Below are 12,089 nucleotides of genomic sequence, written 5' to 3'. Positions count from 1 at the left end.
CGGTACCGGGTACACCCCGGGGTGCCGGGGGCCTGCCCCCGGCGAAAACCTTGCCGCAGCCGTGGCGGTGGTGCCGATGACCGCCACCATGGACGCACTGGCCAAGACCCGCGGGGCCGTGGGCGGGCCCCAGGGGCCGGGCCGCGGGCTGTGGGACGTCGTACGACGGCGCCGCGGCCTGATCGCGGGTGCCGCAGCCGTCGCCGTGCTCGTCGCACTCGGCATCGCCCTGCTCGGCGGCGGAGGCTGGCCCTCCGGGCTGACCGTTGACGTCTCGCAGCCGCTCGACGACGCCAACGCCTGGGTCGTCGACAACCGCGACACCCACCCCCTCTTCCTCTACTTCCTGCTGCATCTGTCCAACACGGCGACCGAGGCGGTCGACGCCGTCTACCAGCTGCTCGACGCGCTCGGCTGGCTCGGGGTCCTCGCCGCGGGGGTTCTGACCGCCTGGCGGGCCGCCGGGCTCGGGCTGCGCGGGGCGCGCGTCGCGCTCACCGCGCTCGGGGCTTTCGCCGTGTGCGGCCTGCTCGGGATGTGGGACGCCACCCTGATCACCATTGCGCTGATGGTGGTCTCCGTGGCCGTCGCCGCGGTGCTGGGCGCCCTGATCGGGCTCCTGGCCGGAGTCTCCGACCGTGTGGACCGGGCGCTGCGGCCGGTGCTCGACACGATGCAGGTGCTGCCGGCGTTCGCGTATCTCCTGCCGTTCGTGCTGGTCTTCGGCACCGGCACGCCGGCCGCGCTCTTCTGCACGGTGATCTACGCGGCCCCGCCGATGGCCCGCCTCACCGCGCTCGGCCTGCGCGGCGCCGACCCGGCCGCGCTGGAGGCCTCCGCGTCGCTCGGCGCGAGCGGCTGGCAGCGGCTGTGGACGGCCAGGCTGCCGCTGGCCCGTCGGCAGATGCTCCTCGGCCTCAACCAGACGATCATGATGGCGCTGTCGATGGTCGTCATCGCGGCCCTCGTCGGGGCCGGCGGTCTGGGCGAGGAGGTGTACTCGGCGCTGTCGACGACGGACGTCGGCAAGGCGTTCGCCGCAGGCGTCCCGATCGTGCTGATCGCGATCTGGCTGGACCGTACGACCGCGGCCGCCGGCGACCGTATCGGCGGCGTGCCGCCGCGGGCCGGGAGCTGGCTGCACGGTGGCCGGGCCTGGGCGCTGGTGCTGGTGGCGGTCGGTGCCGCGACCGCCGTACGCACCACGGGATGGCCCGACGCGTGGACGTACGACATCTCGACGCCGGTCAACAAGGCGCAGGAGTGGATCACCGAGAACCTGTCGTTCATGGAGGCCTGGGCGCGGGAGTTCACGCTGTGGATCCTCAACCCGCTGCGGGACACCCTGATCTGGCTGCCGTGGTGGTCGGTGCTGCTGCTCGTCGCCGCCGTGGCCTGGCTCGTCGGGAACTGGACCGCCGCGCTCACGGCGACCGCCGCGATGGGCGCGATCGGGGTGCTCGGTGTCTGGGCGAAGTCCCTGGACACGCTCTCGCAGGTGCTCGCGGCGCTGGTGATCACGCTGGTGCTGGGCTTCCTCGCGGGCGTGCTGTGCGCGCGGGCAGGCCGATTGGAGCGGTGGCTGCGGCCGCTGCTGGACGCGATGCAGACGATGCCGCAGTTCGTGTATCTGATCCCGGTCGTCGCGCTCTTCGGCGCCACGCGTACGGCGGCGATCGTCGCGGCCGTCGTCTACGCACTGCCCGCCGTCGTCCGCATCACCACCCAGGGCCTGCGCGAGGTCGACCCGGCCGCGCTGGAGGCCTCCCGCTCGCTCGGCGCGTCCACCCGGCAGCAACTCCTGCAGGTACAGCTGCCCCTGGCCCGTCCGGCCCTGCAACTCGCCGTCAACCAGGGTGTGGTCCTCGTGCTCGCCGTGGTCGTCGTCGGCGGTCTCGTCGGCGGCGGGGCGCTCGGGTACGACGTCGTGAAGGGCCTCTCCCGCGGCGAGATGGGCATCGGGATGACCGCCGGAGTCGCGATCGTCTGCCTCGGCCTCGTCCTGGACCGGATCACCCAGCCTGCGGCGCGCAAGCCCCGCTGACGCCGCTCACTCCCTTACCCGTCCGCCCCCCGCCCCGTCCCCTCACATCCTCAGGAGCACCATGCGTACCGTCCGTACCCTCCGCACCGCAGCCGCCGTCGCGGGCGCCCTCGGCGTCCTCTCCCTCACCGCATGCGGCGCCGCCGACACCGGCAAGAGCAACGACGTCGGCGGCAAGAAAACCGTGAAACTGACCGTCCCCTCATGGGTCGGCGCCCAGGCCAACGTGGCCGTCGCCCAGCACATCCTGGAGAAGGAGCTCGGCTACACCGTCAAGACCCAGCAGATGGGCGAGGTGCTGGCCTGGGACGCGCTGTCCAAGGGCGACGTCGACGCGATCCTCGAGGACTGGGGCCACCCCAAGGAGGAGAAGCAGTACGTCGAGACGAAGAAGACCGTCGTCCAGGGCGGCGACCTCGGCGTCACCGGGCACATCGGATGGTTCGTGCCCAAGTACTTCGCCGACCAGCACCCCGACGTCACGGACTGGAAGAACCTCGACAAGTACGCCAAGGACTTCAGAACCGCGGAGAGCGGCGACAAGGGCGAGCTGCTGGAGGGCTCGCCCGACTACGTCACCAATGACGACGCGATCATCAGCAATCTGAAGCTGGACCTGAAGACCAACTACTCGGGCTCCGAGGCCGCCCAGATCACGGCGATCAAGAAGTACGCGAAGGAGAAGAAGCCCTTCCTGACGTACTGGTGGACCCCGCAGTGGCTCAACGCCCAGGTCGACCTCGTCGAGGTCAAGCTCCCCGAGTACAAGGAAGGCTGCGACGCCGACCCGAAGAAGGTCGCCTGTGCGTACCCGAACACCCCGCTGCAGAAGTACTTCAACGCGGACTTCGCGAAGGAGGGCGGCGAGGCGGCCGAGTTCCTGAAGAACTTCAAGTGGACCACCGAGCAGCAGAACGAGGTCGCGCTGATGATCGCCGACCAGAAGCTGTCGCCCGAGGCGGCGGCGGAGAAGTGGGTGAAGGCGAACGAGTCCACCTGGAAGGCGTGGCTCCCGAAGAAGTGACGGGGCCCTGCGGGCCCCGTGCCCCGTTGGCACAGGGTGCGCCCCGTACCCGGTAGGCACGGGGCGCACCCCCCGTACCAGGACCGGGACCGGGGCGCCGGCCCTGGACCCTCTTGCCTCGGCCCCTGCCCCAGACCCCGTTTCGGGGACGCCGGCCGCGTACCCCCAGCGCCTCCAACGCCGGCGAGGCTGAGCATTTCAGCCTCGTCCGGCGTTTGAGGACACGGCCGAAGGCCGTGCCGGGGGTCTGGGGTCCCCCAGTTCGGGAAGGGGCGGGGTGGGGAAGAGGCCCGCCGCAGGCGCCCGAGGCCCACCGGGTCAGCCGCGCAGGCCGGCCGCCAGCTCGCGGACGGACTCCAGCGTGCGCAGCAGCAGACCCGGGCCGAAGGTGACGCGGGTCGCGCCCAGGCGGCCCAGCTCGGGGATCTCGGGCGAGCCGGGGAACTCGCCCACGTTGATGGGCCCCGTGAGCGCCTCGCGGAGGCGCGGAAGGACGTCCGGCGGCGCCCCGATCAGGTACACGCAGTCGGCCCCGGCGGCGATGTACAGCAGCGCCCGCTCGATCGCCGCCTCCGGCTCGGTGACCCCGCGGATGAAGGTGTCGACGCGCGCGTTGAGGAAGAGCGCATCGCCCGCCTCGGCCCGTACCTCCGCGAGCCGTTCCGCCTGGCGCGGCGGGTCGACGAGGACCTCGCCGGGACCCGAATCCTCCAGGTTGATGCCCACCGCGCCGGTGTCGAGGACGCGCTCCACCAGCTCCTTCGCGGTGAGGCCGTAGCCCGCCTCGACGTCCGCGGAGACGGGGACGTCCACGGCCCGGACGATACGGGCGACCGCCGCGAACATCTCGTCGGCGGGCGTCGCCCCGTCCTCGTACCCGAGGGACGCCGCCACGCCCGCGCTGGGCGTGGCGAGGGCCGGGAAGCCGGCGTCGGCGAAGACGCGAGCGCTCGCCGCGTCCCAAGGGCCGGGCAGGACCAGAGGGTCCTCGGGGGCGCAGCCGTGGTGCAGGGCACGGAAGTCGGTGACTGACATGTGCGTGCAGCCTTTCGCTTCTCAGTGCTTGAACTGTCCCGGCGTGTAGTGGCCCGGCGCCAGCCGGTGGGTGACGCCGAAGCGGTTCCACGCGTTGATCACCGTGATCGCGGCGACGAGCTGGGCCAGCTCCGCCTCGTCGAAGTGCTTCGCGGTCTTCTCGTACACCTCGTCCGGGACGAATCCGTCCGTCAGCACGGTCACCGCATCGGTGAGTTCGAGCGCGGCGATCTCCTTCGCCGTGTAGAAGTGCTGCGACTCCTCCCAGGCGCTCAGCTGGATGATCCGTTCCACCGATTCCCCAGCCGCGAGCGCGTCCTTGGAGTGCATGTCGAGGCAGAAGGCGCAGTGGTTGAGCTGCGAGGCACGGATCTTGACCAGCTCCAGCAGCACCGGGTCGAGGCCCTGCCGGGCGGCCGCGTCCAGCCTGACCATGGCCTTGTAGACCTCGGGGGCGTGCTCGGCCCACTGCAGGCGGGGGGTGTGCTCCGGGTTGTACGTGGTGTCGTTGGTAGTCATGGGTACGACCGTACGGGGCACATGGAGCCTCGGTATGGTCCATTTCCATGACGGATGAATGGGCCACTTCCAAGGCGGCCGAGGCGACCGAGGCGACCATCGGGGCCGACCTCCATATCGAGCTGCGGGGATCCGGGCTGCGTATGGGCCTCATGGACGCACTGCGCGACGCCGTACGCACCGGCCGGCTGGCCCCCGGCACCAGGCTGCCGTCGTCCCGTACGCTCGCCGCGGACCTGGGCCTCGCCCGCAACACCGTCGCCGACGCGTACGCCGAACTCGTCGCCGAGGGCTGGCTCACCGCCCGCCAGGGCTCGGGCACACGCGTCGCCCGCCGCGCCACGCCGCGCAAGCCGTCGCCCGGCGCGCCGCGGGCCGCACGTCCCGCGCGCCCCGGACCCACGTACAGCCTGATGGCCGGCTCGCCCGACCTCGGCTCGTTCCCGCGCGCCGAATGGCTGAAAGCGGCGCGGCGCGCGCTGACCGCAGCCCCCAACGAGGCCTTCGGCTACAGCGACACGCGCGGGCGCATCGAGCTGCGTACCGTCCTCGCGGACTATCTCGCGCGGGTCCGTGGTGTGTACGCGGATCCGGACCGCATCGTCGTCTGCTCCGGGTACGTCCACGGGCTGATGCTGCTCGCGACCGTGCTGCGCAGGCGCCGGGTGCGGCAGGTGGCGGTCGAGTCGTACGGGCTCGATCTGCACTGGCAGCGGCTGAAGGACGCGGGGCTGCGGCTGCCCGCGCTGCCCTTCGACGAGCGCGGCACGCGCACCGAAGAGCTGGCCGGGCCCGGGATGAAGGGCGTGGGCGCGGTGCTGCTCACGCCCGCGCACCAGTTCCCCATGGGCGTCGCGCTCCACCCCGACCGGCGGGCCGCCGCCGTCGACTGGGCGCGGAGCGCGGGCGGGCTGATCCTGGAGGACGACTACGACGGGGAGTTCCGCTACGACCGCCAGCCGGTCGGCGCACTGCAGGGCCTGGACCCGGACCGGGTCGTCTATCTGGGGACGGCGAGCAAGTCGCTGGCGCCCGGGCTGCGGCTGGGCTGGATGGTGCTGCCCGAGGGGCTGGTGACGGAGGTCGCGGCGGCGAAGGGCGAGACGGACTGGGCGTCGGGGACACCGGACCAGCTGACGCTCGCGGAGTTCATCGCCTCGGGTGCGTACGACCGCCATGTACGCAGCATGCGGCTGCGCTACCGGCGCCGCCGCGACCAGCTCGTCGAGGCCCTCGCGGAACGCGCCCCGGACATCCGGGTCAGCGGCATCGCGGCCGGCATGCACGCGGTCCTCGAACTCCCCCCGGGCACGGAACGCACGGTCGTCCAGGCAGCGGCCTGGCAGGGCCTCGCCCTGGAGGGCCTCTCGAGCTTCCGCCACCCCTCGACACCGCCCGCCCGCGACGCGCTCGTCGTGGGCTACGGAACGCCTCCGGACAGCGCGTGGTCGGGGGCCCTGGATGCCTTGTGCAGGGTGCTGCCGTGAGGGGGCGGGGGCGGGGCCGCTGCGCGGGGCCTTTTCCCCACCCCACCGTTTCCCGCAGTGTCGATGTGCGGCTCCGCCGCATGGGGCGGGTAGGGGAGAGGCCCTCCGCAGGCGGCTACCCCCGCGCCGGGGGGCCGCCGTTCGCCTCGGCGGATTCGGGCGTCGCAGGGTCGTCAGGATCCGGTCGAGCCGGACCCGCGGCCGCCGGCGCCGGGAGCTCGCCGAAACGCGCCAGCGCCAGCGCGCCCGCGACCGAGATCGCGAACCCGGTGATCGCGAGCCACGCCAGTCCCTCGCGCGTGCGGTCACCGAGCCAGACGACCCCGACCGCCGAGGGGATCAGGGTCTCCGTCAGCACCAGCCCCGCCGTCGCCGTGGTCACCGAGCCCTGCGCGAACGCCGAGGTGAGCAGCAGGAACGCCGCAGCCCCACCGAGCAGCAGCGCGTACAGCGCCGGGTTCGTGAAGTCCACCGAGTCCAGCAGCCGCACCGCCACCTCGGGCACCCCGAAGCCGATGCCCGCGCCCATGCCCAGCACCAGCGCCCGGGCGCGGCCCGGCAGCCGGCCCGCCGCCACGCCGATCAGCAGGACCAGGACCGAGGTGCCGAGCAGCACCCACTGCAGCTCGGGCGGCGCGGGCGTCTCGCCCTCCGGGCCCGAGGCGAGGCCCAGCATCCCGAGGCCCAGGCAGACCGCGCCGACCGCGGTCCATTCGGTACGGCTGAGCCGCACCGACAGCACCCGCGTCGCGGCCACCGCCGTCACCGCCAGGCTCGCGGCGAGCGCCGCGCCCACCGCGTAGATCGGAATCAGCCGCAGGGCCACGATCTGGAGCGCGAACCCAGCGCCGTCCAGGGCGAGTCCGACCAGATACCGCCACTGCCGCACCGCGCGCAGGAACAGCGCGGGGTCCACCCCGGACGCCGCGGTCGGTTCGACGACGGCACGGGCGGCGACCGCCTGGAAGACGGTGGCCAGGCCATAGCAGACCGCGGAGGCAATGGCGCAGAGCATCCCAAAGAACACAAAGCGACTCTAGTTGCGGAGGGTTCGTGGACCGGGCTTACGGCGGGGTGGCGCGGCCCTCTAGTGTGTGCGGCGGTTCATTGACTGGCTTGATGTGTACAAGGACGGGGAGGCCGGAAGGATGGCGCGGCGCAGGCTGAGGTCGGGCACAGTGGTGCTCGGCGGGATGGGGGTGCTCGCGGCGACGCTGACGTCCTGCGGCTCGGAGCCGGACGAGCGGTGCATCGACCCCGTGACGTACGAAGTCCTGCCCGACTACGAGTGCGACGACGACGGGGACGGGCACACCTCCGGCCGCTACTACTACGGCGGAAGCGTCCGCAGCGGCAAGGTCTCGGGCGGCAGCTACGACAAGTCGGCCGTGGACACCGGCGGTTTCGGCGGGTCCAGCAGCGGCGGCGGCTGAGCCGGGACACGTACACAGCGATGAAGCGTCACACCATAGAACCCCGCCCCGGATGGCAGGAAACGGTCGAGGAACAGGGGCTCATCTATCCGCTCACCCGTTACCCGGACGGCTCGCTGCGGCCGTACTGGGACGAGAGCGCGTACTACGAGTTCTCGCTGCCCGAGGTCGAGGCGCTCGAGGAGGTCGTCGAGGAGCTGCACGCCATGTGCCTGGCCGCGGCCGCGCACATCGTGGAGTACAACCGCTTCGCGGACCTCGGCATCACCGATCGGCGGCTGGCCGGGCGGGTCGCCGAATCCTGGCGGCGCCGCGCCGAACTGCCCTCCCTCTACGGGCGGTTCGACCTGCACTACGACGGCACCGGGCCGGCGAAGATGCTGGAGTACAACGCCGACACCCCCACCTCGCTCGTGGAGGCGGCCAGTCCCCAGTGGTTCTGGATGGAGGAACGCTTCCCCGGCGCCGACCAGTGGAACTCCCTGCACGAGCGGCTCGTCGACGCCTGGAAGCGGCAGGCGCCGCTGCTGCCGCCCGGCCCGTTGCACTTCGTGCACTCCGACGGGGACGAACTCGGCGAGGACCTGATGACGGTCGCGTACCTGCGCGAAACCGCTCAGCAGGCCGGGCTCACCACCGAGGCCCTGTCGGTCGAACGGATCGGCTGGGACCGGCTCTCGGGACGCTTCGTGGACGACCGGCTGCGCTTCATCCGCAGCTGTTTCAAGCTCTACCCGTGGGAGTGGCTGACCACGGACCGTTTCGGCCCGTACGTCCTCGACACCCTGGACAACGGCGGCGGCACCGGCACCACCTGCTGGATCGAGCCCGCATGGAAGATGCTGCTGTCCAACAAGGCACTTCTCGCGGTGCTGTGGGAGCTGTATCCCGGGCACCCGAACCTGCTGCCCGCGTATCTCGACGGCCCACGCGAGCTCGCCGCCACCAGCGGCTATGTCGCCAAGCCGCTGCTGGGTCGCGAGGGCGCCGGCGTCACGATCCACGAGCCCGGTGCGGAGCCGGTCGTCCGGGAAGAGGCCTGCTGCTACCAGGAGTTGGCGCCGCTGCCCGACTTCGACGGCAACCGGGTCGTGCTCGGTGCGTGGGTCGTCGAGGACGAGGCGGCGGGGCTGGGGATCCGTGAGTCGGCCGGGCTGGTCACGGACGAGTACGCCCGCTTCCTGCCGCACGTGATCCTGTAGGCGCGGCCCGGAGGTCCCGTACGCGAACCCGGCACGTGTCCCGGCACGTCCGGCATGTCCGCGGCACGTCCCGGTACGTCCTGGCATGTTCCGGTGCGGGTGATGGGACCGGCCCCACAGGGGACCGGCCCACCACCCGCGCGGGCTCACTCGCCGGCCAGCACCGCGCGCAGCTGGTCGAGGCCCCAGTCCAGGTCCTCCTTGCTGATCACCAGCGGCGGGGCGATCCGGATCGTCGAACCGTGCGTGTCCTTCGCCAGCACACCGCGGTCCATCAGCTTCTCGGAGATCTCCCGGCCCGTGCCGTGCGACGGGACGATGTCGATCCCGGCCCACAGCCCGCGGCCGCGCACCGCCTCGACGGCGCCGCCGCCGACCAGCAGGCCCAGCTCGTGGTGGAGGTGCTCGCCCAGCTCCGTGGCGCGCTGCTGGAACTCGCCGGTCCGCAGCATCGCGATGACCTCCAGCGCGACGGCACAGGCCAGCGGATTGCCGCCGAACGTCGAGCCGTGCTCACCCGGCCGGTAGACCCCGAGCACCTCGGTCGAGGAGACGACCGCCGAGACGGGGACGACACCGCCGCCCAGCGCCTTGCCCAGGATGTACATGTCGGGGACGACGCCCTCGTGCTCACAGGCGAAGGTGCGGCCGGTGCGGCCCAGGCCGGACTGGATCTCGTCCGCGATGAACAGCACGTTCCGCTCGCGGGTCAGCTCGCGCACCCCGGCCAGATAGCCGGCCGGCGGCACCAGGACCCCGGCCTCGCCCTGGATCGGCTCCAGCAGCACGGCCACCGTGTTCGCGCTGCACGCCCGGTGCAGGGCGGTCAGATCGCCGTACGGGACGATCTCGAAGCCCGGCGTGTACGGGCCGAAGTCGGCGCGGGCCTCCGGATCGGTGGAGAAGCTCACGATCGTGGTCGTGCGGCCGTGGAAGTTGTTGGCCGCGACGACGATCTTCGCCTGGCCGGGCGGGACGCCCTTGACCTTGTACCCCCACTTCCGGGCGGTCTTGACGGCGGTCTCCACCGCCTCCGCCCCGGTGTTCATGGGCAGCACCATCTCCATGCCGCACAGCTCGGCGAGCTGGGTGCAGAAATCGGCGAACCGGTCGTGGTGGAACGCCCTGGACGTCAGCGTCACGCGCTCCAGCTGGGCCTTCGCGGCATCGATGAGCCGCCGGTTGCCGTGGCCGAAGTTGAGCGCCGAGTACCCGGCGAGCATGTCGAGGTAGCGGCGCCCCTCGACGTCCGTCATCCACGCGCCTTCCGCCGAGGTGATCATGACGGGCAGCGGGTGGTAGTTGTGGGCGCTGTGCGCCTCCGCGGAGGCGATCGCTCTCTCCGTAGCAGACACGGGGTCTCCGTTCGTCCTGCGGCGTGGGTCGGTCGGACCGGGGGCCGGCTGGGGCCCGGACCGGGGCCGGGGTAGTGCCCCTTTCTATCGTCGCTCGGCTACCGCGGGAAGAAACATTGAGCCTCGGGAGCGACTCGCCGGAGAGCTTCCCGTTTCCCTGCGGTTCGGGAGCCCGTGGCCCGGCTCCGGTGCCGCCGCGAGTAGTGTGGGCGGTACGCACGGCGACTGGCGTACGCGGAACGGACCGCGGGGGAGCCGTGTGCGGCAGAACCGACGAGGTGCCGCCCGCCTGGGCACCCGGGGACCAGAATCCCCCGTGGGTGCCGCCCGCCCCCTGCCTCCGGCGGGGGACTCACAGCCGCACCTCGGGGACACCGACTGCCCGCCCCGGAGGACGCCATGACCCTTCCCATCCAGCACGACCATCCCGCGCTCACCGCCGCCGACCCCGAGCTGGCCGCACTCGTCGGCGCCGAGGAGAGGCTGCAGGCGGACACGCTGCGGCTCATCCCCAGCGAGAACTACGTCTCGCGGGCGGTGCTCGAAGCCTCCGGCACCGTCCTGCAGAACAAGTACAGCGAGGGCTACCCCGGGCGCCGCTACTACGAGGGCCAGCAGAACATCGACCAGGTCGAGCTGCTCGCCATCGCCCGCGCGAAGGCGCTCTTCGGCGTCGACCACGCCAACGTCCAGCCCTACTCCGGCTCCCCGGCCAACCTCGCCGTCTATCTCGCCTTCGCCGAGCCCGGCGACACCGTGATGGGCATGGCCCTTCCGATGGGCGGCCACCTCACCCACGGGTGGGGCGTCTCCGCGACCGGCAAGTGGTTCCGCGGCGTGCAGTACGGAGTGCGCAAGGACACCGGCCTCGTCGACTTCGACGAGGTGCGCGAACTGGCCCTCAAGGAGCGGCCGAAGATCATCTTCTGCGGCGGTACGGCCCTTCCCCGCACCATCGACTTCGCCGCCTTCGGGGAGATCGCCCGCGAGGCCGGAGCCGTGCTGGTCGCCGACATCGCGCACATCGCCGGCCTGATCGCGGGCGGCGCGCATCCCTCGCCGGTGCCGCACGCGGACGTGATCTCCACGACCACGCACAAGACGCTGCGGGGCCCGCGCGGGGCGATGCTGATGTGCCGCGAGGAGCACGCGAAGGCCATCGACAAGGCGGTCTTCCCCGGCCTCCAGGGCGGCCCGCACAACCAGACCACCGCCGCCATCGCGGTCGCCCTGCACGAGGCGGCCCAGCCCTCCTTCCATGACTACGCGCACGCGGTCGTCGCCAACGCCGGGGCACTCGCCGAAGAGTTGCTGGCCCGCGGCTTCGAGCTGGTCTCCGGCGGCACCGACAACCATCTGATCCTGATGGACCTCACGCCCAAGGACGTCCCGGGCAAGGTCGCGGCGAAGGCGCTGGACCGCGCGGGAATCGTCGTCAACTACAACACCGTCCCCTACGACACCCGGAAGCCCTTCGACCCCTCCGGCATCCGTATCGGTACCCCCTCCCTCACCTCCCGTGGACTCTCCACGGAGCACATGCCGGCCGTCGCCGACTGGATCGACCGCGGCGTCTCCGCTGCCCGAGCGGAGGACGAGGAGGCCCTGGCCGTCATCCGCGCCGAGGTGGCCGAGCTGATGGCCTCCTTCCCGGCGCCGGGCCTCCCGGCCTGACCCCCGGGGCGTTCGCGCCCCGGGATCCCGTCCCGGCCCCGCCCCGGCCCCGGCCCGTCCGGCGGCCGGGGCGGGCGCCCCAGGCCTCGTGACCTGGCCGCGGCTCGCTGCCCCGGCGGGCAGCCGAGCCTGCTCGGTCGGCTGGTCCAGGACTCGGCCAACGCCAGGCCCGCCCGGTCGGGCAGCCGAGCCTGCCCGACCGGTACGTCGCCGGACGGCCGCTAGATGATCAATTCCAAGGGGTCAGTGATCGTACGTCGTGAGCGAGCGGAGGGTGGCTTGTCCGGTGTGGTCGTTGTGCCAGATCACGGCGGTC

At 72.2% G+C, this 12,089-nt stretch carries 10 protein-coding genes and 1 riboswitch; of the genes, 6 read left to right on the top strand and 4 right to left on the bottom strand.

The window, feature by feature from the left end:
• Positions 1-76: 76 nt before the first annotated feature.
• Entirely contained in the window at positions 77-2,044 is a 1,968-nt protein-coding gene (locus ACFV9O_RS26425; RefSeq protein WP_385421892.1) for an ABC transporter permease, read from the top strand.
• A 61-nt stretch (positions 2,045-2,105) separates the two neighbouring features.
• Positions 2,106-3,068 carry an ABC transporter substrate-binding protein gene (locus tag ACFV9O_RS26420; RefSeq protein ID WP_385421889.1) on the top strand — a complete coding sequence of 321 codons (963 nt, stop codon included), beginning with the start codon at positions 2,106-2,108 and terminating at the stop codon, positions 3,066-3,068.
• Positions 3,069-3,386: 318 nt separating this feature from the next.
• Here the strand turns inward: ACFV9O_RS26420 and ACFV9O_RS26415 are convergent, their stop codons facing one another.
• Positions 3,387-4,103, bottom strand: a complete 717-nt coding sequence (locus ACFV9O_RS26415) for an isocitrate lyase/phosphoenolpyruvate mutase family protein (RefSeq protein WP_385421886.1) — start codon at positions 4,101-4,103, stop codon at positions 3,387-3,389.
• A 21-nt stretch (positions 4,104-4,124) separates the two neighbouring features.
• Positions 4,125-4,622 carry a carboxymuconolactone decarboxylase family protein gene (locus ACFV9O_RS26410; protein ID WP_385421883.1) on the bottom strand — a complete coding sequence of 166 codons (498 nt, stop codon included), beginning with the start codon at positions 4,620-4,622 and terminating at the stop codon, positions 4,125-4,127.
• A gap of 47 nt (positions 4,623-4,669) precedes the next feature.
• Here ACFV9O_RS26410 and ACFV9O_RS26405 point away from each other — a divergent pair, with 47 nt between their 5' ends.
• On the top strand, positions 4,670-6,109 hold the full coding sequence (locus tag ACFV9O_RS26405) for a PLP-dependent aminotransferase family protein (RefSeq protein WP_385421880.1): 1,440 nt from the start codon (positions 4,670-4,672) through the stop codon (positions 6,107-6,109).
• A 115-nt stretch (positions 6,110-6,224) separates the two neighbouring features.
• Here ACFV9O_RS26405 and ACFV9O_RS26400 read toward each other — a convergent pair whose 3' ends face one another.
• Positions 6,225-7,124, bottom strand: a complete 900-nt coding sequence (locus tag ACFV9O_RS26400) for a hypothetical protein (protein WP_385422005.1) — start codon at positions 7,122-7,124, stop codon at positions 6,225-6,227.
• A gap of 133 nt (positions 7,125-7,257) precedes the next feature.
• Between ACFV9O_RS26400 and ACFV9O_RS26395 the strand changes: the two genes are divergently transcribed.
• Together ACFV9O_RS26395 and ACFV9O_RS26390 are read left to right on the top strand one after the other, a co-directional pair.
• On the top strand, positions 7,258-7,542 hold the full coding sequence (locus ACFV9O_RS26395) for a hypothetical protein (RefSeq protein ID WP_385421877.1): 285 nt from the start codon (positions 7,258-7,260) through the stop codon (positions 7,540-7,542).
• A gap of 20 nt (positions 7,543-7,562) precedes the next feature.
• Positions 7,563-8,744 carry a glutathionylspermidine synthase family protein gene (locus ACFV9O_RS26390; RefSeq protein WP_385421874.1) on the top strand — a complete coding sequence of 394 codons (1,182 nt, stop codon included), beginning with the start codon at positions 7,563-7,565 and terminating at the stop codon, positions 8,742-8,744.
• A 146-nt stretch (positions 8,745-8,890) separates the two neighbouring features.
• Here ACFV9O_RS26390 and rocD read toward each other — a convergent pair whose 3' ends face one another.
• Entirely contained in the window at positions 8,891-10,099 is a 1,209-nt protein-coding gene (gene rocD, locus ACFV9O_RS26385) for an ornithine--oxo-acid transaminase (RefSeq protein ID WP_385421872.1), read from the bottom strand.
• A 211-nt stretch (positions 10,100-10,310) separates the two neighbouring features.
• Positions 10,311-10,401: riboswitch (ZMP/ZTP riboswitch) on the top strand.
• A 97-nt stretch (positions 10,402-10,498) separates the two neighbouring features.
• Between rocD and glyA the strand changes: the two genes are divergently transcribed.
• Positions 10,499-11,773 (top strand): serine hydroxymethyltransferase, encoded by a 1,275-nt coding sequence (glyA, locus tag ACFV9O_RS26380; protein ID WP_385421869.1) that lies wholly within the window; start codon positions 10,499-10,501, stop codon positions 11,771-11,773.
• Positions 11,774-12,089 lie beyond the last annotated feature (316 nt).

This window comes from Streptomyces sp. NPDC059909 (assembly GCF_042730885.1).
Taxonomy (GTDB): domain Bacteria; phylum Actinomycetota; class Actinomycetes; order Streptomycetales; family Streptomycetaceae; genus Streptomyces.
The sequence above is the reverse complement of the archived record's forward strand: the minus strand, read 5'-3'. Positions and strand labels throughout refer to the sequence as shown.

What these genes read in the sequence shown, in the direction of transcription:
- ACFV9O_RS26425 (WP_385421892.1), top strand. Translation starts at nt 77, where the DNA reads ATGACCGCCACCATGGACGCACTGGCCAAGACCCGCGGGGCCGTGGGC.
- ACFV9O_RS26420 (WP_385421889.1), top strand. Translation starts at nt 2,106, where the DNA reads ATGCGTACCGTCCGTACCCTCCGCACCGCAGCCGCCGTCGCGGGCGCC.
- ACFV9O_RS26415 (WP_385421886.1), bottom strand. Translation starts at nt 4,103, where the DNA reads ATGTCAGTCACCGACTTCCGTGCCCTGCACCACGGCTGCGCCCCCGAG.
- ACFV9O_RS26410 (WP_385421883.1), bottom strand. Translation starts at nt 4,622, where the DNA reads ATGACTACCAACGACACCACGTACAACCCGGAGCACACCCCCCGCCTG.
- ACFV9O_RS26405 (WP_385421880.1), top strand. Translation starts at nt 4,670, where the DNA reads ATGACGGATGAATGGGCCACTTCCAAGGCGGCCGAGGCGACCGAGGCG.
- ACFV9O_RS26400 (WP_385422005.1), bottom strand. Translation starts at nt 7,124, where the DNA reads ATGCTCTGCGCCATTGCCTCCGCGGTCTGCTATGGCCTGGCCACCGTC.
- ACFV9O_RS26395 (WP_385421877.1), top strand. Translation starts at nt 7,258, where the DNA reads ATGGCGCGGCGCAGGCTGAGGTCGGGCACAGTGGTGCTCGGCGGGATG.
- ACFV9O_RS26390 (WP_385421874.1), top strand. Translation starts at nt 7,563, where the DNA reads ATGAAGCGTCACACCATAGAACCCCGCCCCGGATGGCAGGAAACGGTC.
- glyA (WP_385421869.1), top strand. Translation starts at nt 10,499, where the DNA reads ATGACCCTTCCCATCCAGCACGACCATCCCGCGCTCACCGCCGCCGAC.